This window comes from Micromonospora sp. CNZ295 (assembly GCF_004217535.1).
Map to the genome: position 1 here is coordinate 1,998,774 of NZ_SHKZ01000001.1, position 25,195 is coordinate 2,023,968.

The window sequence follows — 25,195 nt, forward strand, 5'->3', positions numbered from 1 at the left end:
CCTCCCCGGCTGCGGCCTGCCCGGAAACCGCTTGGTCCCGTCGACGGGACCCGGCGCTCCGGCCCGGAGGTCGGAGAGGAGGACGACGTGACCAGAACTGACCCGACAACGCCCGACGCGGGCGGCCCGGCGGCGGCCGGCCGCGAGACGTGGGCCGACGTGGCCAAGGGCGCCTGCATCGTCCTCGTGCTGCTCTGGCACGTGATCGTCAAGCACTACCTGCAGATCGACTGGCGGGTGGCCGTACCGGTGCCGGGGGCGTGGGGGCTGCTCGGCGAGCAGCTGCTGCCGCTGCGGATGCCGCTGTTCTTCACCATCTCCGGGATCTTCGCGGCGGGCGCCGTCAACCGGACGTGGCGAGCCGCGGGCCGTACCCGGATCGCCCGGAACCTCCACCTGTACGCGACGTGGCTGCTGATCCACACCGCCGTGCTGGCCGCCGTCCCGGGCTTCCCGACCGACCGGGCCACCAGCCCGGGCGGCCTGCTGGCCCAGCTCACCGTCACGCCGTCCAACCTCTGGTACCTGTACGCGCTGGCGCTCTACTTCGTGGTGGCCCGGGCACTGCGCCGGGTCCACCCGGCCGTGCTGCTCACCCTCGCCGGCGCGCTGTCGGCCGGCACCGCGGCGGGCCTGCTCGCCACGCCGGGCAACCGGGGCGGTGTCTACCAGAACCTGGTGTTCTTCCTCGCCGGCGTGCACCTGCACCCGTACCTGCGGCGCTTCGCGGTCACCGCGACGAACCGCCGGCTGGCGGCGGTCGCCGCCGGCTACGCGGCGGCGCTGGCCGCGATGGCGCTGGCCGGCGCCGAGCGCTGGCCCGGCGTGTGGCTGGTGGTGTCCGGTGTCGCGGTGGCGTTCGGCCTCGCCGCGGCGGCCGTCGTCGCCCGGTGGCGAACCGTCGGCCGGCCACTCGCCGCGCTCGGGCGGCGGACACTGCCGATCTACGTGATCCACATGCCGGTGCTCGCGTTGCTGCACCGGTTCCTCGCCGGCCCGGTCAGCGGGCTGGACGGACCCGGGCGGGCGCTGCTGGCTGCCGGCTACCCGGTCCTGCTCACCGCCGTGGTGCTGGGGCTCAGCCTGGCCGTCCACCGGGGACTCCGGTCCGCCGGCGAGGACTGGCTGTTCGACCTGCCGCGCCGGGTCCGGTCCGGCCGAGGCCCGTCGCCTCGCGCCGACGCCGGCCGAGGCCCGATCCGCCGCGCTGGCGCCGGCCGGGCCGCGATCGTCCGCGCCGGCCACCTTCCGGCCGGCCCGCACCTCGAACCCGAAGGAGAGACCATGTCCCGTACCGATGTCCCGGTCCTGCCGGACCGGTCCCGTGTCGAGGAGGCCGCCCACTGGTTGGCCGGGCGGGTGGTGCGTACGCCCGTGCTGAACTCCCCGGCCATCGACCGGCTGGCCGGTGTCCGGCTCCTGTTGAAGGCGGAGAACCTCCAGACCGGCGGCTCCTACAAGATGCGCGGGGCGATGCTGGCGGTGGGGCGGCTCGTCGCGGCCGGGCACACCGGCGTGGTCGCCCAGAGCACCGGCAACCATGCGGTGGCGGTGGCGCTGGCGGCCCGCCGGCACGGGCTGGCGGCGACCGTGGTGCTGCCGGTGGACGCCGCGCCGACCAAGGTGGCCCGGGCCCGGGCGGCGGGGGCGCGGGTGATCCTCGCCGGCACCACGGTCGAGGAGCGGCTCGCGACCGCCCGCCGGCTCGGCGCCGAGCAGGGCCACCCGCTGATCGACGCGTACGACCACCCGGACGTCATCGCCGGGCAGGGCAGCGCCAGCCGGGAGCTGATCGAGCAGGCCGAGCGGGCCGGGACACCGCTGGACGCGCTGGTGGTGCCGGTCGGTGGCGGCGGGGGTGTCGCCGGCGCCTGCCTGGCCGCGGCCGGCACGCCGATCGAGGTGTACGGGGTCGAGCCGGTCGGCTGCGACTCGCTGGCCCGCAGCCTGGTGGCCGGCCGGCCAACGCCGGTCGCCCCGGCGGACACGATCGCCGACGGGCTGCGCCCCACCTGCGTGGGTGAGTTGCCGTTCGCCGTCGTGCGCGACGCGGTGCGGGGCGTCGTCCGGGTCGACGACGACCAGATCGCCGAGGCGTTCCGGCTGCTCCTGCTGGAACTCAAGGTGCTCGCCGAGCCGTCCGGCGCGGCCGGGCTGGCGGGTGCGCTGCGCCTGGCGGCGGATCCCGGCGCGGTGGTGTCCGCTCCGGCCGGTGCCGGCCGCGCCGGGGGCGATCAGCGGTACCGCACGGTCGGCGTGGTGCTGACCGGCGGAAATGTCGAGGCGGAGCTGGTGGCGCGGTTGGCGTCCCGGCAGCTCGCCGACCTGACGACGGAAGGAGCGGCGGCATGAGCGAGCAGGCACGTGTCGGAGTCCTGTTCGGCGGCCCCTCGGCGGAGCACGAGGTCTCCTGCGCCTCGGCGCTCGGCGTGGCCCGGGCCCTGGCCGACGCCGGTCACCGCGTGGTGGCGATCGGCATCACCCGCACCGGCGGTTTCCGTCTCGTGCCGGACGCGGTGCTCGCCGGTCTCCGCGCCGGCACGGGCACCGGTCGGGCGATCGACGACCGGCTGCCCGTGACCGGGCCACCGGTGCAGCTGCGCGCCGGAAACCGGGCGGGAACGGCGGTGGTCACCGTGACGAACTCGCCCGGTGCGGTGCACGCCGAACTGGACGTGGTCTTCCCGGTCCTGCACGGCCCGTACGGGGAGGACGGGGTGGTGCAGGGGCTGCTCGAGTCGCTGGGCGTGCCGTACGTCGGGTGCGGCATCCTCGCCTCCGCCGTCGGGATGGACAAGGTCGCGATGAAGCGGGCGCTGCGCGGCGAGGGCGTACCGATCACCCCGCACGTCTCGTTCGACGCGACGACCTGGCGGGAGGCGGACGACCCGGAGAAACTGGTGCTCGGCCTGCGCCGGCCGCTGTTCGTCAAGCCGGCCCGGATGGGTTCCTCGATCGGGATCTCCCGGGTGGCCGAGGGCGACGACCTGGCGGCGGCGGTGGCGGAGGCGCTGCGGCACGACAGCGTCGTCCTGGTCGAGCAGGGCGTGACCGGTCGGGAGCTGGAGTGCGGCGTGCTCGGCGGCTGGCGTCCGGAGGCGTCCGCGGTCGGCGAGGTGCGGGTGGCCGGTGGCTGGTTCGACTACCGCCAGAAGTACTTCGGCGACGCCGACCCGATGACCGTCCCGGCGCCGCTGCCCGAGGAGGTCACCGAGCGGATCCGCGAGCTGTCGGTGCGCGCGTTCGCCGCGATCGGCGGCTGGGGCCTGGCCCGGGTCGACTTCCTGTACGACGAGGCGACCGGTGACCTGTACGTCAACGAGCTGAACACGATGCCCGGCTTCACCGCGCACTCGATGTACCCGAAGGTGTGGGCCGCCGCCGGCGTGGGCTACCGCGAGGTGGTGGACCGGTTGGTCGGGCTCGCCGTCGAGCGGCACGCGGGTCGGCCGGCGGGCGTACCGGAGGGCACGCGATGATCCTGCTCTCCGATCCGCGGGTGGCGGCGGTGCCCAGCAGCGACGACGGGGAACCGCTCGTCGACCTGCGGGACGTCCCGGAGCTGCGGCTGGACGGTCGGGCCGCCGATCCCGCCGGGGCGTACGCCCGGGTGCGCCGGGGTGTCGCGGAGCGGTTGCTGGCCGCGCAGCGCGCCCTGCCCGACGGCCTGCGCCTGCTGGTCATCGAGGGGTACCGGCCGTACCAGGCGCAGCTGGACATCTTCCTCGGCTACCGGGACGAGCTGCGCCTTCGGTACCCGGAGTGGTCGGCCGATCGGCTGCACCGGGAGACCACCAAGTTCGTCTCGCCGGTGGAGGTGGCCCCGCACAGCACCGGCGGGGCGGTGGACCTGACCCTCTGCGACGTCGGCGGCGTCGAGCTGGACATGGGCACGGCGATCGATGCCACCCCGGAGGCCAGCGCCAACGCCTGCTTCACCGCGGCCGCGCACATACCGGTGGCGGCGCGCCGGAACCGGCGGGTGCTGGTGGCGGCGCTGCGCGGGGCGGGCCTGGTGAACTACCCGACGGAGTGGTGGCACTGGTCCTACGGCGACCGGTACTGGGCGCTGCTGACCGGGGCGCCGTGCACCCGCTACGGGCCGGTGTGACCGTCGGGTTCATTTGAAGGTTTGTTTTCGACAAGGGTCACAGGCCTGAACCGGGCATCGCTCCCACGCCGTACCCGCCCGCGACACGGCACCAGCGGACGAGGAGGAACGACGTGAGGGTGCAGCGCAAGCACGTACTGGCGGCGGGGGTGGCGGTGGCCGCCGCTGCGGCGGTGGCGGTCGGCACGGGCCTCGGGTTCGCCGACACCGCCTCGCCCCGCGCCTCCGTCTGCCAGGGCTCGGTGACCTTCTCGGCCGAGGGTGGTGCGCCCGCGGCGACCAGCAACCGCTTCCCGGTCGGCACCCGGCTGCGGGTGACGAACCTGGACAACAGCCGGTCGACCGAGGTGACGGTGACGGGGCCGTCGGGCAGTTGCGTGCTGCTGAACGCGGCGGCGATGGACCTCGTCCGGGAGCCGGGGAAGAACGTCATCCGACGCAACGTGGTCGAGGTGGTCGGCGAGGGTGCGGCGGCCGCGCCGTCGGACCCCGCGACGGTACGCCCCGGCTCCGCCTCGCCCGGTTCGTCCGGACCGGTCCCGGCCTCGGTCTGCCAGGGGGCGATCACCTTCGCCGGGGCGGCCGGAGCGCCGGCCGCGACCAGCAACCGGTTCCCGGTCGGTACGCGGCTGCGGGTGACCAACCTGGACAACGGCAAGGTGGTGACGGTGAGCGTGACCGGCCCGTCCGGTAGCTGCGTGCTGCTGAACGACGCCGCGATGGAGGCGATCCGCGAGCCGGGCAAGAACCTGGTCCGCCGAAACACGGTCGAGCTGGTGCGCTGACCCGAGCGCGACCAGGGGCCCCTCGCCACGGCGGTGCGATGGCGAGGGGCCCTGCGGCGCGGCCGGCGTACGGTGGCCGCGCCGGTGGTGGTGCCCCGCTAGAGGGTCAGCGTCCAGGCGTCCAGGTAGCCGGTGTCGCCGCCGGCGGCGTCCTGGATCCGGAGGGTCCAGGTGCCGTTGCGGGTCTCGCTGGAGAGGTTGACGGTGTAGGTCTGGTTGATGTTGTCGGCGGAGCCGCCGCTGCGGTTGTGCAGGGTGTAGGTGCTGCCGTCCGGTGCGACGAGGCTGACCACCAGGTCACCGATGTAGGTGTGGACCAGGTTGACCGCGACCTTGCTGGTCGAGGAGGCGGTGCCGGTGCAGCCGCTGATCGCGATGGTGCTGGTCACCGTCGCGTAGTCGCTGATCGTCACGTTGCCGCCGTTGGTGCCGGTGCACTGCTGGGTGCCCGAGCCGGCGAGGTTGAGCGTCCAGCTGTTCAGGTAGCCGGTGTCGCCGGCGGCGGCGTCCTGGACGCGCAGCCGCCAGGTGCCGTTGGCGACCTCGCCCGAGAGGTTGACGGTGTAGGTCTGGTTGATGTTGTCGGCGGAGCCGCCGCTGCGGTTGTGCAGGGTGTAGGTGCTGCCGTCCGGTGCGACGAGGCTGACCACCAGGTCACCGATGTAGGTGTGCACCAGGTCGACCGCGACGGTGCTGCCGGCGCCGGCGTTGCCGCTGCATCCCGAGATCGTGATGGTGCTCTCCACCGTGGCGTTGTCGCGGATGGTCACGTCCGTGCCGTTGGTCTGGGTGCAGCCGGACGGCGGCGGGGGCGTGGTGCCGCCGTCGCCCACGTAGAGCAGCTTGTTGGGCGAGCCGGTGCCGGGGTTGCTGACCGCGTTGCTCGTGGCGTCGGCGACCAACTTGTCGCGCACCTGCTGCGGGGTGAACGACGGGTTGGCGGCGAGCACGAGCGCGGCGGCGCCGACCACGTGCGGGGTGGCCATCGAGGTGCCGCTGATGGTGTTCGTGGCGGTGTTGCTGGTGTGCCAGGCCGAGGTGATCGAGCTGCCCGGGGCGAAGATGTCCAGGCAGGATCCGATGTTGGAGAACGACGAGCGGGCGTCGGTGCTGGTGGTCGAGCCGACCGTGATGCCGGCGGGGGTGCTGGCCGGCGAACTGTTGCAGGCGTTGGCGCCGCTGTCGTTGCCGGCGGCGAGACCGTAGCTGACGCCGTCGGCGATGGACCGGGCCACCGCGTCGTTCAGGGCCTGGCTGAAGGAGCCGCCGAGGCTCATGTTGGCCACCGCGAGCTGGCCGGCGGCGTGGTCGGCGGTCACCCAGTCGACGCCCTGGATCACGCCCGCGTCGGTGCCGCTGCCCGAGCAGTCCAGTACCCGGACGCCGACCAGGGTGACGCCCTTCGCGACCCCGTACGTCGTGCCGCCCACCGTGCCGGCGACGTGCGTGCCGTGCCCGTTGCAGTCATCCGCGCTGCCGCCGTCGATCGAGTCGAAGCCGGAGACGGCCCGCCCGCCGAAGTCGTTGTGGCCGAACCGGATGCCGGTGTCGATGATGTACGCCTTCACGCCGGAGCCGGTGTTCGGGTACGTGTACGAGTTGTTCAGCGGCAGGGCGCGCTGGTCGATCCGGTCCAGACCCCAGGACGGGGTGGGGCTCTGCGTGCCGGCGAGCCGGATGGTGTGGTTCTGCTGCACGTACTGGACCGACGGGTGGGCGGCGAGGCGCTTGGCGGCCGTCTCGGAGAGCCGCGCCTCGAAGCCGCGCAGCGCGTGCTGGTAGGTGCGGGCCACCGAGCCGCCGTGCCGGCCGACCAGGTCACGGGCGGTGTCGGTCACCGCAGCCCGGGCCGCCGAGGTGTCCTTCAGCACCACGATGTACGAATCGGCGACGGCGGTCGCGCCACCGGCCTGGAGAATCTGCCCCTCGGCTGGGGCGGCGGGGGCGGCGGTCGCGGGGGCGCTGAACGCCACGGCGGTGGCGGCCGCGGCCGCCAGCACACCGAGGCGCCGGCGGCGCGCGAACGGCTGGGGAGTCGTCATCCCTCGGGTGTTCCTCTCGCTTGACGACGGCGGGTCACGCCATCGATCACAGTTGATCAAGGTGAGAAGAATGTAGAGGGCCGACGGTCGAATGTGTAGATCTTTCGATATTTGGCTGGCGGTGGTAAAAGATGTCTCGGCCACAGCCGGGCCCGGCCCGGCCCGCCAGCGTCAGCTGCCGAAAGCCGCCTCCAGGATGTCCAGGCCACGGTCCAACTCAGTGACGGATATCACCAGCGGGGGCAGGAGGCGCAGCACGTTGCCGTACGTGCCGCAGGTGAGGGTGAGCAGGCCGGCGGCGTGGCAGGCCGCCGACACCGCGGCCGTGGCGGCCGGGTCCGGGGTGAGGGTGCCCGGCCGCACCATCTCCACGGCGAGCATCGCGCCCCGGCCGCGCACCTCGGCGACGCGCGGGTCACGGGCGGCGACGGCGCGCAGCCGGTCGCCCATGACCTGGCCGATCCGCCGAGCGGCGCCGGCCAGGTCCAGCTCGTGCATCGTCTCGATGCTGGCGAGCGCCGCCGCGCAGGCGATCGGGTTGCCGCCGTACGTGCCGCCGAGGCCGCCGACGTGCACCGCGTCCATCAGCTCGGCCCGGCCGGTCACCGCCGCGAGGGGCAGGCCGCCGGCGATGCCCTTGGCGAGGGTGACCAGGTCCGGCTCGACGCCCTCGTGCTGACAGGCGAACCAGTCGCCGGTGCGGCAGAAGCCGGTCTGGATCTCGTCCGCGATGAAGACCACCCCGGCCGCCGTCGCCCACTCGCGCAGTGCCGGCAGGAACCCCGCCGCCGGTACGACGAAGCCGCCCTCGCCCTGTATCGGCTCGATCAGCAGCGCCGCGACGTTCTCGGCCCCGACCTGCTTCTCCACCATCTCGATGGCCCGGGCGGCCGCGGTCGGGCCGTCGAGGCCGCCGTCGCGCAGCGGGTACGACATCGGCACCCGGTAGATCTCACCGGCGAACGGCCCGAACCGGTGCTTGTACGGCATGTTCTTCGCAGTCAGCGCCATGGTCAGGTTGGTCCGGCCGTGGTAGGCGTGGTCGAACACCACCACGGCCGGTCGTCCGGTGGCGTGCCGGGCGACCTTGACGGCGTTCTCCACCGCCTCGGCGCCCGAGTTGAACAGCGCCGACCGCTTCTCGAAGGTGCCCGGGGTGAGCGCGTTGAGCTGCTCGCACACCGCCACGTAGGACTCGTACGGCGCGACCATGAAGCAGGTGTGCGTGAAGCGCTCGACCTGCGCCTGCACCGCCTCCACCACCCGGGGGGCCGAGTTGCCGACGTTCGTGACGGCGATGCCGGCGGCGAAGTCGATCCACTCGCGCCCGTCGACGTCGGTGATGGTGCCGCCGCCCGCCCGGGCCACGTAGGCGGAGACGACGCTGCCGACGCCCCGGGCGACGGCGGCACCGCGCCGCTTGTGCAGTTCGTCAGAGGAAGTCATGCGGCTGTGCCTTCTTTCGTTCGCGACTGCGGGGCTCGCAAACCCGGCTCCACTCCCCGCGCCTCACTAGGCCTCGATGTTGTGCATGACGTGCTTGATCCGGGTGTAGTCCTCCAGGCTGTAGACGGAGAGGTCCTTGCCGTGCCCGGAGTGCTTGAAGCCGCCGTGCGGCATCTCGGAGATGAACGGGATGTGCGTGTTGACCCAGACGCAGCCGAAGTCGAGTCGGCGGGTCATCCGCATCGCCCGGCCGTGGTCCTTCGTCCAGACCGAGGCGGACAGCCCGTACTCGACGCCGTTGGCCCAGCGCACCGCCTCGTCCTCGGCAGCGAAGCGCTGCACGGTGATGACCGGGCCGAACACCTCCTGCTGGATGACCTCGTCGGCCTGCCGTACGCCGGAGACGACGGTCGGGGCGTAGAAGTAGCCGCGGTCGCCGAGCTGCGAACCGCCGGTCTCGACGTTCGCGTGGTCCGGCAGCCGGTCCACGAAGCCGCGTACCCGGGCGAGCTGGTTGGCGTTGTTCAGCGGGCCGTAGAGCACGTCCTCGTCGTCCGGCGCGCCGGTCTTCGTGTTGCGGGCCTGTTCGGCGAGGGCGGCCACGAAGTCGTCGTGGATTCCGGGGCCGGCGAGCACCCGGGTCGCGGCGGTGCAGTCCTGACCGGCGTTGAAGTAGCCGCCCACGGCGATCGCCTCGGCCGCCGCCGCGACGTCCGCGTCGTCGAAGATCACCACCGGGGCCTTGCCGCCCAGCTCCAGGTGGGTCCGCTTGAGGTCGGGCGCGGCGGCGGCGGCGGCGACCTCCATGCCGGCGCGGGTCGAACCGGTGATCGACACCAGCTGCGGGGTCGGGTGGGAGACGAGGGCGCGGCCGGTGTCCCGGTCGCCGCAGACGACGTTGAACACACCCGGCGGGAAGAACTCGGCGGCGATCTCGGCCAGGAGCAGTGTGGACACCGGGGTGGTGTCGGACGGCTTGAGCACCACGGTGTTGCCGGCGGCCAGGGCCGGGGCGATCTTCCAGACCGCCATCATCAGGGGATAGTTCCAGGGCGTGACCTGGGCGCACACGCCGATCGGCTCGCGCCGGACGTAGGAGGTGTGGCCGGCCAGGTACTCGCCGGCCGAGCGTCCTTCGAGGAGGCGGGCGGCGCCGGCGAAGAAGCGGAACTCGTCCACGGCCGGCGGCAGCTCCTCGTCCGCGGTGAGCTGGCGCGGCTTGCCGGTGTTGCGTACCTCGGCGTCGACCAGCTCCGCCGCGCGGGCCTCGACCGCGTCGGCGAGCTTGAGCAGCGCCTTCTGCCGCTCGGCCGGGGTGGTGTCGCGCCAGCCCTCGAAGGCGGTGGCGGCGGCCTTCATCGCGGCGTCCACGTCGGCCGCGCCGGACACCGGCGCCTGCGCGAACACCTCGCCGGTGCAGGGGTCGATCAGGTCGGCGTAGCCGCCGTCGGCCGGCTCGACGTACTCGCCGTTGACGAAGTTCCGCAGCTGCTGCTGGTCGCTCATGACGGGATCAACTCCGTTGGGGGAACGGTCTGCGCGATATCGCAATGTGCTTGCCATCTTGGCCACTGAATTCGCAGCAGACAAGGCCTACGGCGACTGTTTTCGTCGGCCCGTCGGTCGTCTAGGCTGCTCGGCGTGGAGTCCGTAGCCTTCTATGTCGCCTCCCGTCCCGCCCGCGGCGCGGACGAGCTGACCGTCCACCACCCGTACGACGGGCGCGCCGTCGGGCGTACCACCCTCGCCACCCCCGACCAGGTCGAGGCCGCCGTCGCGGCAGCCGCCGGGGTGGCCGCGGCGGCCGCGGCCCTGCCCGCGCACGCGCGCGCGGCGGCCCTGGACCACGTCTCCCGGCGGCTCGCCGAGCGGGCCGACGAGGTCGCGGCGCTCATCACGGCCGAGAACGGCAAGCCCGTCAAGTGGGCCCGGGCCGAGGTCGGCCGGGCCGTGTCCACCTTCCGCTGGGCCGCCGAGGAGGCCCGCCGCTTCTCCGGCGAGCTGCAACGCCTCGACACCGACCCCGCCGCCGGCGGCCGGATGGCCCTGGTGCGCCGGGTGCCGAAGGGCCCGGTGCTGGGGATCGCGCCGTTCAACTTCCCGCTCAACCTGGTGGCGCACAAGGTCGCCCCGGCCGTCGCGGTCGGCGCCCCGATCATCGTCAAGCCGGCCCCGGCCACCCCGCTGTCGGCGCTGCTGCTCGGCGAACTGCTCGCCGAGACCGACCTGCCGGAGGGCATGTTCTCGGTGCTGCCGCTGCCCAACGAGCGCGCGGCCGACCTGGTCGCCGACCCGCGCCTGCCGGTGGTGTCGTTCACCGGTTCCGGTCCGGTCGGCGCGGCCATCCGCCGGTCGGTGCCGGAGAAGCACGTGACGCTGGAACTGGGCGGCAACGCGGCGGCGGTGATCTGCGAGGACTGGAACTCCGACGAGGACCTGACCTTCGCCGCGCACCGGATCGCCACGTTCGCCAACTACCAGGCCGGGCAGTCGTGCATCGCGGTGCAGCGGGTGTACGTGCACGAGTGGCTCTACGACGGCTTCCTGCCGCGGCTCGTCGCCGCCGTGCAGGAGCTGCGCACCGGTGACCCGTCGTCGGAGCTGACCGACGTCGGGCCGCTCGTCTCGGAGGACGCCGCCCGCCGGGTCGAGGCCTGGGTGGACGAGGCGGTCACGGCGGGCGCCCGGATCGAGGTCGGCGGCCAGCGGGAGGGTGCCGCGTACCCGCCGACCGTGCTGTCCGGAGTCCCGAAGGACGCCAAGGTCAGCGCCGAGGAGGTGTTCGGGCCGGTGCTGGTGGTCGCCCGGGCGGAGACCGACGACGCCGCGTTCACGGCGGTCAACGACTCGCCGTACGGGTTGCAGGCGGGCGTGTTCACCCACCGCCTGGACACGGCGTTCCGGGCCGGACAGGTCCTCGAGGTGGGCGGGGTGATCGTCGGGGACGTGCCGTCGTACCGGGCCGACCAGATGCCGTACGGCGGGGTCAAGGGCTCCGGCGTCGGGCGGGAGGGGGTCCGCAGCGCGATGGACGACTACACCGAGCCGCGCGTCCTCGTCCTCACCGGCGTCGCGGTGTAAGGAAGAGCCCCCGGTTGACAACGGGGTCGCGGCTCACCACGTGCCGTCGTCGCGGACGCGGGCCGGGGCGCGGCCGAGCACGAGGGTCGTCAGGGCGGCGTCGACCGTCTCGCCGAGGAACCACTCGCCCGCCTGGTCCAGCGCGAAGACCCGGCCCTGCTCGTCGACGGCGAAGACGCTCTCGCCGAACTCGGAGCCGAACGGGAACAGCCGCGCCCCGATCACCGCTCCGAAGTCGGCCAGGACGTCGGCGGTGTGCGCGCAGTGCAGCGGGTTCGTCGTGAACCGGCTGATCCACACCGCCTCGCCCGGGCCACGGCGGCTGCTCACCACGGCGGGGAAGTCGGTGAGCGCCCGCCGCGCGGCGGGGAACGGCGCATGCCGGTGCGAGCGACCGGCCACCTCGCACGTCTCCCGGATCGCCCCCGCCGCGAGGGCCGGGTTGAACTCGCTCTCCTCCCAGCCGCCCTCCATCAGCGCGTCGGCGACCTCGGACGGGAAGCGGCCGGCGTGGTGCGGTGGCTGCGGGTCGGGCCGCCACTCGGCGGTGAAGGCCAGCTCCGACCAGGGCAGGACGTTGAAGTGCACGAGGAAGTTCAGGCACGAGTCGCAGCCGCGCTCGGCCCGGCCGGCGTACCGGTCGCCCGGTTCGCGTACCCGGAACACCTCGAAACGGGCCTGCCCGAGCAGCGTCTCCGCATCCGGCACGGCCATCGGCTCGATGCCCTCGGCGGCGCGGCGGTGATCGTACTCGTGCAGCACGTCCGAAACGACGATCAGCTCGGCGTGCCGTTCGCCGCCGCGCACCAGATGGCCCGGGGGCAGCCCGGCCAGGTACGCCCGTACCAGCGGGTGGTGGTTGAGCTCGACGTCGCCCTTGGCGCCCTGGGCGCGGAACAACCGGCCGTCGAGGCTCAGGTGCGCGGCGGTCGCCGGGGTGGGCAGCCGCCGGATCTCGCGTAGCAGTTGACCGGCGGGATCGACGGTACGCGGCGGGGTGAGGCCGGCCGGACGGCTGCGCCGGTACATCCGCTCGACCTGCTCGACCGGCACCCGGGGCCAGGTGGTCACCTCGCCGGTCCGCTTGTCGACCACCGTCGTCGGCAGGTCGCCCGGCACCGTGCGGGCCTCAGTGGACACGAGGGACCGGATCACGAAGCCCAGGTCGAACTCGTCGACGATCGGCTGGCACTCGTGACCGAGACGTTGTGAGTCGCGCCGGGCCCACACGGCGGCGATCTGCTCGGCCTGCTGGCGGTCGATCACATCCCTGAAACTACCGGACCCCACGGCTTCGTGGCAGCCGGTATGGTTCCCCCTACCGACGGTGATCGGGGAGGGTGTGCGTTGGGCGAGAGCGCGGACCGGGACGCCAACTGCGCGCTACGGGCGCGGTTCGACGAGGTGTACGAGCAGTACCAGCACTTGCGGTCCGGTGTGGACGAACTGCACCGGAAGCTGGCCGACCTGCGGATCAGCCGACGCTCCGACGACGGGCGGGTGACCGTGGTCGTCGGCGCCCGGGGTGACCTGATCTCGGTGGACCTCGATCCCGCGATCTACCGGGACCGGGACGCCCGGGGGCTCGCCCGGGCGATCACCGAGACGGCGCAACGGGCCGCGTCGGCGGCCGCCGACGCGGCGCGGGAGCTGACCGCCGGCTACCTGCCCGAGGGCACCGGAGCGGCGGATTTCCTGCGTACCGGTGACCTGTCGGCCCTGCTCGGGCGGGCCGACGCCGCGCTGCGCCGGGAAACCTGATGGGCGACCAGCTCTGGCTCGACCCGCAGCGGGCCCGGCGCGGCGGCGCCGACCTGGCGTCCGCCGGTGCCGAGGTCGCGGCCCGCCGCCGGCAGATCGGCGGTGAGATCGCGGCGGCCAGCGCCGGGCGGCCGTGGGGGCGGGACGACATCGGCGGCGCGTTCGAGCGCGGCTACCGCGGCTTCGAGCAGACGGTGCTGCGCGTCTGGGAGGGGGTGGGCCGGCACCTCGAAGGGCTGGGGCTGGACGTGGTCCGGTCCGTCGACGCCACGCAGCGCACCGACGCCGCCAACGCGGGCCGGATCGGCCGCGTGGTCGACGGCCGCTGACCGGCGAGGACGCCGATGACGTTGCTGCCGAGCCCCATCCCGCACCCGCTCGACTACTCGCCCTGGGACCTGCCCGGCTGGATGTACGACGCCCTCGACTGGGTGGTCGGGGTGGAATGGCCGGACGGCGACGAGCGGGCGGTGTGGGACCTGGCCGACCAGTGGTACGCGGTGGCCGCCACGCTGGGCGGCCCGCACGCCGACGCCGTCACCGCGGCCGCCGAGGTACGCGACGGGTACGGCGGGGTGGGCGCGGTGGCGACCGCCTTCGACGGCGCCTGGCGCCGGATCGCCGAGGGCGACGACGCCCCGCTGCCCGTGCTGCTGGTGGTCAGCCACGACCTGGGTCGGCTGGTCGAGGAGTGCGGCTGCGACATCGAGGGCGCCAAGCTGGAGGTCTGGATCGAGCTGGGCATCCTGGTCGTCGAGCTGATCGGTCTGGCGGTCGCCACCGTGCTGACCGCCGGCGCGGCCTCACCCGCCGCGGCCGCCGCGATCACCGCCACCCGCGTCATCGTCCAGCAGATCTTCAAGCGGCTCCTGGCTCAGCTCGCCCGCAAGGCCCTCAAGCAGGGGCTGAAGGAAGCCGGGGAGCGCGCCGCCAAGGAGGTCGCCCAGGGCGGCGTCCGCGGGCTCACGCGGCGGGCGGTGGTCGGTGGCCTGTCCGAGGCGGCCGAGGAGTCCGGCGTCACCCTCGCCACGCAGGCGTACCAGAACTCCACCGGCCGCCGGCACGGCCTGGACGTGACCGATCTGACCACCTCGGCGGTCGGCGGGCTGGCCGGCGGCGCGGTGGCGCCCCTCGCCGGCCTGGGCCGGCACGCCACCGGCCGGGGCGCCCGGATCGGCGAACACGTCGTCCGCGAGATGACCGGCGAGGTGCTCGCCGAACAGGCCGCGAGCCTCGCGACGGGCCAGGGGCCGGCGTCCGTGGAGGAGGCCGCCCGGGCGGCCGTCTCGGGCGTGCGCGGCTCGGCCACCACCCAGGCCGACGCGGCTCTCCACGCCCGCCTCGACGGGCGGCTCAGCGCCCTGTCGGGGATGCCGTCCTTGCCGGCGCCACCCATGGTGTCGGACCCGTCGCCCGGTGGTCCGTCCATCGTGTCCGGCGCCGTGGGTCCGACCGCGTCCGGCACCGCCCCGGTGGACGCGATCGTGCCCACCCAGCGATCGGGCGAGGTCGACACGACCGCTGTCGCGAGCGTTGCGGTGGTCGGCGGCGAGGCGTCCCCCTGGGGTACGGGGGCAGCCGAGCCGGCACCGTCGCGGGCCGGCGACGCCGCTGTCGTGGCCGACGCGTCCGGCCCGTCGTCGACGGAGCGGGTTGCGCCCGACGCGCCTCCGTCGCCCGCCAGCCCGGTGCTCTCCGCGGTGGCCGACGGGCCGACCGCGCCGGTCACCGTCACCGGACCGGTCGCGCCGGTCCCGGTCGACGGCACGGGTGCCGCACCGGCGGTCGCCGCGTCGTCGCTCGCCGGCCCGGGAGCGGCAGTCGCCGCCGGCCCACCGGTGGCCACCTCGACGGGCCCGGCGGTCACGACCGGCCCACTGACGCAAGCGGCCCCTCCGGCGCCACCAATCGTCGGGCCGGTCCCGCCGGTGGCCACCGCGTCACCGGTTCCGCCCGTGACTGCGGGTCCGGCGCCGCAGCCGGGTCCGGTGGCGCAGCCGGGTCCGGTGGCGCAGCCGCTTGCCGGGCCGGCCGTGTCCGCCCCCGCACCTCCGCTGGCCCGATCCGGCGCTGCGCCGCCGCTCCCGCCGCTCGACGCCGGCTTCGCGCCACCCCTGCCGCCGGCCCCGCCGCTGCGGCCGACGGACGACCCGCTGGTGGCCCGACCGGAGGCGCTCCGCCCCCGCAGTCCGGAGTGGTACGCGGCGCGGTGGGCGGCCGACCAGGATGCCTTCGAGCGGCGCCGCTACCGGGGGCACTTCGAGTTCCAGCGGAACAACCACGAGGAGAACCGGCGCCGCGACCGCGCGGAGCAACTGCGCTGCGCGGCGGATCGCGCGTACGACGAAGCCCGGTGGCTGCTCAGCGAGAGCCGACGGCTCGGGCAGGCCGGGTACCGCGCGGTGTCCGACCAACTCCGCGCCGAGGGCCGGGAGCGCGAGCGTTGGTGCCATCGCCAGCGGGATCTGGCGGAGGCGGTCCTGGCCGGTACGGCCGCCCCCGGCGTCGTGACCGTGCGCGGCGAGGACTTCGAGCGCGTCAACGACGACGTCGGGGACCTGGCGCCGGGCTCCGTCCGGGCCGGCGACCGGTCGGCGTTGACCGGCGACGATCACCCGCCGCCGATCGACCGGTCCCGGCCGTACCGTCGCCGCGGCGGGCTGCGGCCCCCGCTGGCGCTGCACCAGCGGGACGTCGAGCGGCAGGTACCACGCCGGTCCGACGGGACGGTGGTCCGTACCCCCGATCCCCGGGTCGGTAGGTGGTTCGGGCTGCTCAACGACGGCGGGCCGCAGGCCGACCCGACCCGCGGCATCAACTGTGTCGACTGCACCCTGTCCCTCTTCGAGACCTGGATGCACGGCCGGCCGCGGGTCTCGGCCCCCCGCACGTTCGACGCGTACGCCCTCGGCGACGTCACCCGCCCGCTCAACGGCGAGGCGAACGGCCCCGGCCGGATCGAGGACGTCACCGGCGGACGCTTCCAGCGCCTCTGCGAGCCGTCCACGACGTCGCCGGCCGAACGCGCCCGCGTCCTGGACGTCGGATACCGGAACCTGCGCGACCAGTTGCTCGTCGGCGGCCACGGCAGCTTCGCGTTCGTCATCAACCAGTGGGAGGGCGGCGGCTCCCACATCTGGGTCGCCCTGAACCAGAACGGCAGCATCCTCTACCTCGACCCGCAGTCCGGCGAGATCGCCGCCCGGCCGCTGGGCCGCCACCGCGGCGTCCCGCATCCGTACAACGCGGTGGACGTGGACGTCCTCGTCATCGGTGGGGACGGGGCGCCGATGCCACTGGCGGGCCTGCGGCGCGGCCTGTTCAGCCAACGACCGGACCTGCCGGCGTACCCGCCGGCGACCGAACACCAGGGGTACGGCGAGCCGTACCTGAACCGCCTGCACCTCTTGGCCAGCCCCGGGTCGGGTGTCTCAGGCCTTCCGCCTGGGGGAGAACATCATGAGACGTCGGCTGAGGGTGAGCGCCAAGAGCGTTGGGCTGATGTCAGGGCAATGCTTCCTTCCGATGACTCGGGCTACCAGATATCACCTCGAGACTGCGACTTCCTGGGGATAGCGCCGGACGCGGTTGTCGCATGGGCTGAGCGGATTGCGCCGCTCGGTCTAGCGGCGGATACCTTCGGCCGACTGTGCTCAGATCTGTTTACTGCATTGGAGGCCGACGGCATCCGTCCCGATCAAGTTGATGTCCGTCTCAAAGGATCCTCGGTCGAATTCTTTTCTGGACCACACAAAAGGCTACCCACGAAAGCTGAACTGGCTGAGCAGCCGGAGGCTTATGCGCGGCTGATCGAATGGCAAGGAGAGGGTGAGCTGCCGTTGCGCCGGCCGTTCGACTCTATGCACCGGTTGGGATTGGAGGACCCTAGCGACTACGACTTTCAAATCTCATCAGACGTTATGGTTGAACGGGCGCGCACCTTGGGAGGGCAGAGCTACCCAGACGTGCCCGTTGTGAACAAGACGTACGGGTTTATAACCAAGAGGATTGGCCGGCTGTGCTTCCCTGCTCTGCACGCGTGGGCTTCTGAGTACAGCGAGCGCCTCGGACGAGACGTTGTGCCGGCGATCTTCTCCAGCGTTGGTCCGCCGAACCGCTCGCACGTCGGCGTATCATCCCATTTCCGGGATTCTGATTGGCGGATCGAGGAAGGCCGTGATTGACAGCTGGGCTTTCAGACTGACGGAGAGGCTCGACCAGTCGACACTCGACAGACTGCGGTCCCGACTTGGACTGCAAGCATCCGGCAGGTTGACGGACGACTGGGACGAACTGTTCGGCGAGGTTCGCCGGATGATTGACGGAGGCTGGGTCCAGGTCGATCTGTGGCGGGACGTGGACACCTCAGAGTGGCGGATCGATGTCGAGATGCCCGCGGACCTGCCTGAGGAGGAGGTGGAAAGAACGCTTGCCGAGGTGCAAGAGGCGGTTTCCTCCGCCGGTTTGACGGTCGCGTCAAGCCTCAAACGGCCCAGCCGGCCCGCTGTCTAAAGGCCTGTTCGATAGCTGAAGGGAGCACCTCATCCCTACTGAGGATGGGACGGCGTGTCAATAGGTCTGATGGGCTATACGTACGCCAATCTCGCAGTCAACGATGCGGACTCGGAAATTGACCAGACGTTGAGCGCTGGATTGCGCGAGGCGTTCCGACCTGGACTTGAATCAGGAATGAGCCTGCTGCGGAGGCGCTGATTGTTGCGTCCGATGGTTCCGTACGAGCATCCCGGCGACGTCGCCGCCGCCCACGCCGTCCAGGATCGGCTTCGTCCCCTCGTCGACCTGGTCGGCCCCGGACCGACCGCGCCGGCTCGGGTGGCCGGCCTGGACGTCGCGTACGACGACGTCGGCGACCGACTCGCGGCGGCCGTGACGGTGCTGGACACAGCGACCCTGACCGTCGTTGATCGAGCGGTGAGTGTCGGGCGGCCGGCCTTTCCGTACGTGCCCGGGTTGTTCGCCTTCCGGGAGCTGCCCGCGCTGCTCGACGCGCTGCACCGCCTGAGTACGCCGCCGGAGCTGCTCGTCTGTGATGGGCACGGGCTGGCACATCCGCGCCGGTTCGGGTTGGCCTGCCATCTGGGCGTGCTCACCGGGCTGCCGGCGGTGGGGGTCGGGAAGACGTCGCTGGTGGGCCGGTGGACGCCGCCGGGCGAACGGCGGGGCGCCTGGACGCCGCTGGTGGACGGTGACGAGGTGGTGGGCGCGGTGCTGCGGACCCGGGACGGGGTGAAGCCGGTCTTCGTCAGTGTCGGGCACGGCATGAGCCTGATGAACGCGATCGACCGGGTGCTCGCGCTGGCGCCGCGCTTCCGGCTGCCGGAGACAACGCGTACGGCGGACCGCCTGTCCCGCGCCACCCTGGCCTCCGCCCAGCCCGCCGCCGCGGGCCCTCGTCGCTGATCATGAAGTTGTGGCTGCGACACGCCGGCGGCGAGCGCCAAAAGTTCATGGTCAAAAGCTGGGCCGGTTGCGGAAGGTGCATGATCAACTAGCCGGGGGTGGGGGCAGCGAGGACAGTAACGGGGGGCACATCCGGGGCGCTCTATGACCGGGGGTCCTTCGGGCCCGGTAGTAGCCTGACCGGCGAACCCCGATCGGGGAGAAACGGCGAGGTGATCATGGCGGTACGGCGGCTCACGGCACGGCTGGCGACGGTCTGCGCGGTCGTCGGCGCGCTGGTGACGTTCGGTGCGTCGCCGGCGCTGGCCGAGGAGGACCCGGTCCGGGTGAACGCGGCTGGGCGGTTCACCGCCGGCGGTGCGGCTCAGAGCGTCGCCGTGGAGGTGCGCAAGCGCACGGACGGCTGCGTGCTGCTGCGCACCGCGCTCGCCCTGCGCCTCGACGGGCTCCGCGGGGATCAGGTCCGGGTGCAGGTCAACGCGGGTGGCCAGTGGTTCCCGGTGGCGCTCTCCGGTGGCGGCGGTGGGGTGAACACCGCGGTGACCTCACCGGCGAACCCGCGGCTCTGCAAGGGCAAGCGCATCACCGTGCGGTACCGGGTGGCGTTCGCCGCCGACACCCCGGAAGGCCGGCTGGCCGTCGTCGGCGAGGCCACCAACGCGGTCGGCCAGGTGCTCGGCCGGGGCTCCGACGGCTCCCGGGTGGCCGGCGGCAAGGTCTCCGCGTCGCCGACGCCGTCCCGGTCGCGGACTCCCTCGCCGACGCCGAGCGCCGAGGAGACGGAGGCGGCCACCGCCGAGGACGGCACCTCGGTCGACGCCCTCGCCAACCCGGGCGGTGCGGCCAGCCCGGTGGCGGCCCAGTCGTCCGGCGGCTCGATGATCATGTTCTTCGGAATGGCCATGGTCGCGGTCGGCATCGTCCTGATCGTCCTGCTGATCCGCCGCTTCCGGGAGGACAAGACGCCGACCCCCGGCGCCCCGCCGGCCCCGGGCACCTACCGCTCCGCGCAGGCCCCACCCCCCGTCCCGGGCCAGCCCGGCCAGGTGTACGGGAATCCGGTCGGCGGCCGCCCGGCCACACCAGGGCTCTACGGCGCCCCGCCGGCACAGCGCCCCGCCCCGGGTCTCTACGGATCCCCGGCCGAAGCCACCCAGATGATGCCGGGTGGGCCGGAACCGCAGGACCCCCCGGCGGCCCCTCCGGCCCCACCCGTCCCGGGTCAGTACGGCACCCCGGCGTCGCGTCCGCCGGCCGAGGAGGACCGCACCCGGTTCATGCCCCGGCTGCCCGACTGAGGGCGCCGGTCCACGAGCTGGCCTGGCGGTTCGCCGGCCGGCTCTCCGTGTGGGCCGGAGCGCCCGGCGACCCTCCGATACGCTCAGGCCGTTGACGACCAGCAGCGCGAGGAGCGGAACCGGTGACTGATCTGTCCCAGATCGTGAAGGCCTACGACGTTCGTGGGACGGTGCCGGAGCAGTGGGACGAGCGGGTGGCGGAGGCGCTCGGTGCGGCCTTCGCCCAGGTGCTCAACGCCTCCGGAGAGTCGGGCGAGGCGGTGCTGATCGCCCACGACATGCGCGCCAGCGGTCCCGGCCTCGCCGCCGCCTTCGCCGCCGGCCTGCGGGCGGAGGGGCGTGCGGTCGTCGAGCTGGGCCTGGCCTCGACCGACATGCTCTACTACGCCTCCGGTTCGCTCGGCCTGCCCGGGGCGATGTTCACCGCCAGCCACAACCCGGCGCAGTACAACGGCATCAAGCTGTGCCGCTCCGGTGCCCGCCCGATCGGCCAGGACAGCGGCCTGGCCGAGATCCGGGACCGGGCGCAGGCGCTGCTGGCCTCGGGTGACCCGCGTCCGGCCGGGGAGCCGTCCGCTGCGGTGCACCGGCGCGACCTGCTCGCGGACTACGCGGGATACCTGCGCAAGCTGGTCGACCTCTCCCGCATCCGGCCGTTGAAGGTCGTCGTGGACGCCGGCAACGGCATGGGCGGCTACACCGTCCCGACCGTGCTCGGCGACGCGGCGCTGCCGGCGCTGCCGCTGGAGATCGTGCCGCTCTACTTCGAGCTGGACGGCACGTTCCCCAACCACGAGGCGAACCCGCTGGACCCGAAGAACCTGGTCGACCTTCAGCGGGCGGTCCTCCAGCACGGTGCGGAGATCGGTCTGGCCTTCGACGGCGACGCCGACCGCTGCTTCGTCGTCGACGAGCGCGGCGAGCCGGTCTCGCCGTCCGCGATCACGGCCCTGGTCGCCGCGCGTGAGCTGGCGAAGCACCCGGGCTCGACGGTGATCCACAACCTGATCACGTCCAGCGCGGTCCCGGAGATCATCCGGGAGAACGGCGGGGAGCCGGTCGTGTCCCGGGTCGGGCACTCGTTCATCAAGGCGGAGATGGCGCGGACGAACGCCATCTTCGGTGGCGAGCACTCCGCCCACTACTACTTCCGGGACTTCTGGTTCGCCGACACCGGCATGCTCGCGGCGATGCACACCCTGGCCGCGCTGGGGGAGCAGTCGCTTCCGCTGTCCGTGCTGGCCGGCGAGTACGAGCGCTACGTCGCCTCCGGAGAGATCAACTCCACGGTCGACGACCAGACGGCGAAGGTCGCCGAGGTGCGGGCCGCGTATCCCGAGGCCGAGGCCGACGAGCTGGACGGCCTGACGCTGCGCTTTCCCGACGGTGCCTGGTTCAACCTGCGGGCCTCCAACACCGAGCCGCTGCTGCGGCTCAACGTCGAGGCCCCGACCCGGGAACGGATGACCTCGCTCCGCGACGAGGTGCTCGACCGGGTTCGCCGATAAGATCCCGTGCGCCGGCCGGCACCGCCGACCGGTCAAGTCACAGAGGTGGAAGGAGCCGCGCCGTGGCCCTGGACCCGCAGTTGCTCGAGATCCTCGCCTGCCCGGACACGCACCACGCCCCGCTCGACTACGACGCCGGGGAGCAGACGCTGACCTGCACGGAGTGCGGCCGGATCTTCGAGGTCCGCGACGACGTACCGGTGCTGCTGCTGGACGAGGCGCGTGGCGGCCCGGCGGAGCGGTCGTGATCGACGGTACGGCCGGGGTCAGCGGCCAGCGTGAAGCCGACGAGGCGCTGCTCGACGACTCGGACGCGCTCGCCGAGCGGGATCCGGGCGGGATGCTGCGGCACACCGCCTCCGCCGGGGCGCAGGTCCGCGAGTCGGCGGCGCTCACCGCGGAGGCCAACCTGTCGGTGCTGGCCGACGAGGGGCGCCCGCGGGCGGTGGTGATCGCCGGGATCGGCACGGCCGGGCGGACCGGTGACGTGCTGGCGACCGTCGCCGGGCCGCGTTGCCCGGTGCCGGTGATTCCGCATCGCAGTGCCGGCGTGCCCGGCTGGGTGGGCGCCGCCGACGTGGTCATCGCGGTCAGCGCCTCCGGCCGGAGTCCCGAGGCGCTCGGCGCGGCCGAGGCGGCCCACCGGCGGGGCGCCCGCCTGGTCGCGGTCGGCGCTCCGGACTCGCAGCTGCAGTCGGTGGCGGAACGCGCCCGGGCCCCGTTCATCCCGGTGCCCCGGCGCGCCCCGGCCCGGGCCAGCCTCTGGGCGCTCACCGTGCCGGTGCTGCTGGCGGCTCGTACGCTCGGCCTGGTGAAGGTCAACGAGGCGGACCTGGCGGAGACCGCGGCGCGGTTGGACGCGGACGCCGACCGGTGCCGCCCGTCCGCCGAGTCCTTCGTCAACCCGGCCAAGTCGCTGGCGCTGGGCCTGGCCGGCTCGATCCCGATCGTCTGGGGCTCGTCGCCGCTGGCCACCGTCGCGGCTCGCCGCTTCGGCGACACGCTGTCGGCGAACGCCCGCTACCCGGTGGTCTCCGGGGCGCTGGGCGAGGCCGGCCGCGGCCGGGTCGGCCTGCTCGACGGGGTCTTCGGCGGCCTGGTCGAGGGGGAGCGGGACATCTTCGCCGACCCGGAGGACGAGGCGCCCACCGGTACCCGGCTGCGGTTGGTGCTGCTGCGCGACGGCGGCCTCAACCCGGAGGACGACGCCGACGAACCGCTCGTGGTCGAGGAGCGGCGCGCGGAGGCGGTCCAGACCCTCGCCGAGCGGCGGGGAGTGCGCTGCGACGTGGTGACCGCCGAGGGCGGTTCGGCGCTGGAACGGCTCGCCTCGCTGATCGCGGTTCCGGACTTCGCCTCGATCTACCTCGCCCTGGCCCACGGGCTGGACCCGATGGCCGTCCCGGCCATCACCGAGATGAAGGAGCTGGCAAACCAGTGAGCGAGCGCAGCGAGGTGGCGGCGTGAGCGAGCGCAGCGAGGTGGCAGCGTGAGCGCCAACGGTGGGACGCGGGCGATCGTCGCTGCCCTGCTGGCCAACGTCGGCATCGCGGTCACGAAGTTCATCGCGTTCCTGCTGACCGGCTCGTCGTCGATGCTGGCCGAGTCGATCCACTCGGTCGCCGACTCCGGCAACCAGGGCCTGCTGCTGCTCGGCGGCCGGCGGGCCAAGCGCGCGGCCACCCCGCAGCACCCCTTCGGGTACGGCCGGGAGCGCTACGTCTACGCGTTCATCGTCGCGATCGTGCTGTTCAGCGTGGGTGGTCTCTTCGCGCTGTACGAGGCGTACCACAAGTGGTCGCACCCGGATCCGATCGAGTCGTGGAAGTGGGTTCCGGTCACCGTGCTGGTGGTCGCGATCGTCATGGAGTCGTTCTCGTTCCGGACCGCGATCAAGGAGTCGAACCTGATCCGGGGCAAGCAGTCCTGGGTGCGGTTCGTCCGCCGGGCCAAGGCCCCCGAGCTGCCCGTGGTGCTCCTGGAGGACCTCGGCGCGTTGGTCGGTCTGGTCTTCGCGCTCTTCGGCGTGAGCATGACGCTGGTCACCCACGACGGCCGCTGGGACGCGCTCGGCACCGCGATGATCGGTGTCCTGCTGGTGACGATCGCGATCATCCTCGCGATCGAGACCAAGAGCCTGCTGCTCGGTGAGGGCGCCGAGGCGCACGACGTGGCGGCCATCGAGAAGGCGGTGACCGGCGGCCCGGAGGTCGAGCGGATCATCCACATGAAGACGCTCTACCTCGGCCCCGAGGAGCTCATGGTGGCGGCGAAGATCGGCGTGCCGGCGTGGGAGACCGCCGAGGCGCTGGCGCGCGACATCAACGCCGTCGAGGCGCGGATCCGCGCCGCCGTTCCCGAGGCCCGGGTCATCTACCTGGAGCCAGACATCTACAACCCCGCCGCGAACCAGGCCGGTGCCGGCAACGCCACGAACTCCGAAGCCGAGCCCGGAGAGGTCGCGGGACGGTCCGGAGGCTGACCGGTGGAACTGCTGTACGGGCCGATCCGGAACTACGCCTGGGGGTCCCGCTCAGGGATCGCCACGCTGCAGGGGCGGCCGGTCCCGAGCGACGAGCCGGAGGCGGAGCTGTGGCTGGGCGCGCACCCGGGCGCGCCGGCCGCGGTGGACCGGGACGGCGCCCGGGTCAGCCTGGTGGACCTGCTCCTCGCCGAGCCGGGGCACTGGCTGGGCGAGCAGGTGGTCGACCGGTTCGGCACCCGGCTGCCGTTCCTGCTCAAGGTGCTCGCCGCCGACGCGCCGCTCAGCCTCCAGGCCCATCCGGATCCGGAGCAGGCCCGCGCCGGCCACGCCGCCGACGCGGCACTGCCGGCGGCGCAACGCAACTACGTCGACCCGCACCACAAGCCCGAGTTGCTCGTGGCGCTCACCTCGATGGAGGCGCTCTGCGGTTTCCGGGATCCGGTGGTGTCGGCGGAGGCGCTCGCCGCGTTCGGCGTACCGTCGCTGGAGCCGGTGCTGGCCGCGCTGCGGACGGGGCCCGCGGGCCTGGCCGAGGCCGTACGCCTGCTGCTGACCTGGCCGGCGCCCGAGCGGGGCCGGATGGTGGCGGACGTCGCGTCGGCCGCGGTCGACGGTCCGGACGCGGAGCTGGCGCGGCAGTTGGCGGGTGCGTACCCGGGTGATCCGGGTGTGCTGGTCGCGTTGCTGCTCAACCGCGTGCGGATCGAGCCCGGCGAGGCGATCTGGATGCCGGCGGGCAACCTGCACGCCTACCTGCGGGGCATGGGTGTGGAGATCATGGCCGCGAGCGACAACGTGTTGCGCGGTGGCCTGACGCCGAAGCGCGTGGACGTGGACGAGCTGCTGCGGGTGCTGCGGTTCGAGGTGCTGCACGACCCGGTGGTGCGGGCGACCACGGTGGCACCGGGGGTGGCCTGCTGGCCGGTGCCGGTGGACGACTTCGCGCTGCACCGGGTCCGGGTGGACGCGGAGCGTCCCGAGGTGACGTTGTCGCTCGCCGGGCCCCGGGTGGTGCTGTGCTGCTCCGGCCGGCTGACGGTGGACGACGGCACCGGCAAGGTGGTGCTGGGGCCGGGGCAGGCCGCGGTCGGCCCGGCCGCGGCCGGTGACCTGCACGTCTCCGGCGTGGGCGAGGCGTACGTCGGGAGCTGCGGACCGCTGCGCTGAGCGTGCTCGGCGTGCGACACGTGCCGGCCGGCTCGGTACAAGTCCGACTTTCCCGGAATCGCTTGACGTGGCCGTGCCGCAGTGTGACTC

The 25,195-nt window shown here is 73.4% G+C and carries 20 protein-coding genes; 16 read left to right on the forward strand and 4 right to left on the reverse strand.

Going from position 1 to position 25,195, the window contains the following annotated elements:
- Positions 1–87: 87 nt before the first annotated feature.
- The 4 genes from EV376_RS09575 (at position 88) to EV376_RS09590 (ending at position 4,896) form a co-directional block, all read left to right on the forward strand.
- Complete coding sequence (locus EV376_RS09575) at positions 88–2,352, forward strand: pyridoxal-phosphate dependent enzyme (protein WP_130321837.1); 2,265 nt, start codon at positions 88–90, stop codon at positions 2,350–2,352.
- A complete protein-coding gene (locus tag EV376_RS09580; protein ID WP_130321839.1) occupies positions 2,349–3,479 on the forward strand; it encodes a D-alanine--D-alanine ligase family protein in 1,131 nt (376 codons plus the stop codon). The genes EV376_RS09575 and EV376_RS09580 overlap by 4 nt, the downstream gene beginning before the upstream one ends.
- Positions 3,476–4,111, forward strand: coding sequence for a M15 family metallopeptidase (locus EV376_RS09585; protein WP_130321841.1), 636 nt, complete (start codon positions 3,476–3,478; stop codon positions 4,109–4,111). The genes EV376_RS09580 and EV376_RS09585 overlap by 4 nt, the downstream gene beginning before the upstream one ends.
- A 113-nt stretch (positions 4,112–4,224) precedes the next feature.
- Positions 4,225–4,896 (forward strand): RlpA-like double-psi beta-barrel domain-containing protein, encoded by a 672-nt coding sequence (locus EV376_RS09590; protein ID WP_130321843.1) that lies wholly within the window; start codon positions 4,225–4,227, stop codon positions 4,894–4,896.
- A gap of 98 nt (positions 4,897–4,994) precedes the next feature.
- On the opposite strand, the gene EV376_RS09595 is transcribed toward EV376_RS09590, so the two are convergent.
- From EV376_RS09595 to EV376_RS09605, 3 genes are all read right to left on the reverse strand, one after another.
- Positions 4,995–6,938, reverse strand: coding sequence for a S8 family peptidase (locus EV376_RS09595; RefSeq protein WP_130321845.1), 1,944 nt, complete (start codon positions 6,936–6,938; stop codon positions 4,995–4,997).
- A 171-nt stretch (positions 6,939–7,109) separates the two neighbouring features.
- Positions 7,110–8,384 carry a 4-aminobutyrate--2-oxoglutarate transaminase gene (gabT, locus tag EV376_RS09600; protein WP_130321847.1) on the reverse strand — a complete coding sequence of 425 codons (1,275 nt, stop codon included), beginning with the start codon at positions 8,382–8,384 and terminating at the stop codon, positions 7,110–7,112.
- Between the two features lie 66 nt (positions 8,385–8,450).
- Positions 8,451–9,890, reverse strand: a complete 1,440-nt coding sequence (locus EV376_RS09605) for a gamma-aminobutyraldehyde dehydrogenase (protein WP_130321849.1) — start codon at positions 9,888–9,890, stop codon at positions 8,451–8,453.
- Between the two features lie 135 nt (positions 9,891–10,025).
- Here EV376_RS09605 and EV376_RS09610 point away from each other — a divergent pair, with 135 nt between their 5' ends.
- Positions 10,026–11,465: an aldehyde dehydrogenase family protein gene (locus tag EV376_RS09610; protein WP_130321851.1), complete on the forward strand. Its 1,440-nt coding sequence runs from the start codon at positions 10,026–10,028 to the stop codon at positions 11,463–11,465.
- Positions 11,466–11,498: 33 nt separating this feature from the next.
- Here the strand turns inward: EV376_RS09610 and EV376_RS09615 are convergent, their stop codons facing one another.
- Positions 11,499–12,731, reverse strand: a complete 1,233-nt coding sequence (locus EV376_RS09615; protein WP_130321853.1) for an SUKH-3 domain-containing protein — start codon at positions 12,729–12,731, stop codon at positions 11,499–11,501.
- An 81-nt stretch (positions 12,732–12,812) separates the two neighbouring features.
- Between EV376_RS09615 and EV376_RS09620 the strand changes: the two genes are divergently transcribed.
- From EV376_RS09620 to manA, 11 genes are all read left to right on the forward strand, one after another.
- Positions 12,813–13,226 (forward strand): YbaB/EbfC family nucleoid-associated protein, encoded by a 414-nt coding sequence (locus EV376_RS09620; protein WP_130321855.1) that lies wholly within the window; start codon positions 12,813–12,815, stop codon positions 13,224–13,226.
- Entirely contained in the window at positions 13,226–13,555 is a 330-nt protein-coding gene (locus tag EV376_RS09625) for a hypothetical protein (RefSeq protein WP_486482569.1), read from the forward strand. Before EV376_RS09620 ends, EV376_RS09625 begins: the two co-directional genes overlap by 1 nt.
- A 15-nt stretch (positions 13,556–13,570) precedes the next feature.
- The gene (locus EV376_RS09630) at positions 13,571–17,410 is read left to right on the forward strand and encodes a toxin glutamine deamidase domain-containing protein (protein ID WP_130321859.1); all 3,840 of its coding nucleotides are present in this window, start codon (positions 13,571–13,573) and stop codon (positions 17,408–17,410) included.
- Between the two features lie 88 nt (positions 17,411–17,498).
- Positions 17,499–17,738: a hypothetical protein gene (locus EV376_RS09635; protein ID WP_130321861.1), complete on the forward strand. Its 240-nt coding sequence runs from the start codon at positions 17,499–17,501 to the stop codon at positions 17,736–17,738.
- A 213-nt stretch (positions 17,739–17,951) separates the two neighbouring features.
- Entirely contained in the window at positions 17,952–18,647 is a 696-nt protein-coding gene (nfi, locus tag EV376_RS09640) for a deoxyribonuclease V (protein WP_130321863.1), read from the forward strand.
- 212 nt (positions 18,648–18,859) lie between these two features.
- Positions 18,860–19,945, forward strand: a complete 1,086-nt coding sequence (locus tag EV376_RS09645) for a hypothetical protein (protein WP_207228089.1) — start codon at positions 18,860–18,862, stop codon at positions 19,943–19,945.
- A gap of 122 nt (positions 19,946–20,067) precedes the next feature.
- Positions 20,068–21,453, forward strand: a complete 1,386-nt coding sequence (locus EV376_RS09650; RefSeq protein ID WP_130321867.1) for a phosphomannomutase/phosphoglucomutase — start codon at positions 20,068–20,070, stop codon at positions 21,451–21,453.
- Between the two features lie 62 nt (positions 21,454–21,515).
- Positions 21,516–21,701: a Trm112 family protein gene (locus EV376_RS09655; RefSeq protein ID WP_130321869.1), complete on the forward strand. Its 186-nt coding sequence runs from the start codon at positions 21,516–21,518 to the stop codon at positions 21,699–21,701.
- On the forward strand, positions 21,698–22,894 hold the full coding sequence (locus EV376_RS09660; RefSeq protein ID WP_130321871.1) for an SIS domain-containing protein: 1,197 nt from the start codon (positions 21,698–21,700) through the stop codon (positions 22,892–22,894). Before EV376_RS09655 ends, EV376_RS09660 begins: the two co-directional genes overlap by 4 nt.
- A gap of 48 nt (positions 22,895–22,942) precedes the next feature.
- Entirely contained in the window at positions 22,943–23,935 is a 993-nt protein-coding gene (locus EV376_RS09665; protein ID WP_130321873.1) for a cation diffusion facilitator family transporter, read from the forward strand.
- Positions 23,936–23,938: 3 nt separating this feature from the next.
- Positions 23,939–25,105, forward strand: coding sequence for a mannose-6-phosphate isomerase, class I (gene manA / locus EV376_RS09670; protein WP_130321875.1), 1,167 nt, complete (start codon positions 23,939–23,941; stop codon positions 25,103–25,105).
- Positions 25,106–25,195 lie beyond the last annotated feature (90 nt).

What these genes read in the sequence shown, in the direction of transcription:
- EV376_RS09580 (WP_130321839.1), top strand. Translation starts at nt 2,349, where the DNA reads ATGAGCGAGCAGGCACGTGTCGGAGTCCTGTTCGGCGGCCCCTCGGCG.
- EV376_RS09585 (WP_130321841.1), top strand. Translation starts at nt 3,476, where the DNA reads ATGATCCTGCTCTCCGATCCGCGGGTGGCGGCGGTGCCCAGCAGCGAC.
- EV376_RS09595 (WP_130321845.1), bottom strand. Translation starts at nt 6,938, where the DNA reads ATGACGACTCCCCAGCCGTTCGCGCGCCGCCGGCGCCTCGGTGTGCTG.
- gabT (WP_130321847.1), bottom strand. Translation starts at nt 8,384, where the DNA reads ATGACTTCCTCTGACGAACTGCACAAGCGGCGCGGTGCCGCCGTCGCC.
- EV376_RS09605 (WP_130321849.1), bottom strand. Translation starts at nt 9,890, where the DNA reads ATGAGCGACCAGCAGCAGCTGCGGAACTTCGTCAACGGCGAGTACGTC.
- EV376_RS09625 (WP_486482569.1), top strand. Translation starts at nt 13,226, where the DNA reads ATGGGCGACCAGCTCTGGCTCGACCCGCAGCGGGCCCGGCGCGGCGGC.
- EV376_RS09630 (WP_130321859.1), top strand. Translation starts at nt 13,571, where the DNA reads ATGACGTTGCTGCCGAGCCCCATCCCGCACCCGCTCGACTACTCGCCC.
- nfi (WP_130321863.1), top strand. Translation starts at nt 17,952, where the DNA reads ATGGTTCCGTACGAGCATCCCGGCGACGTCGCCGCCGCCCACGCCGTC.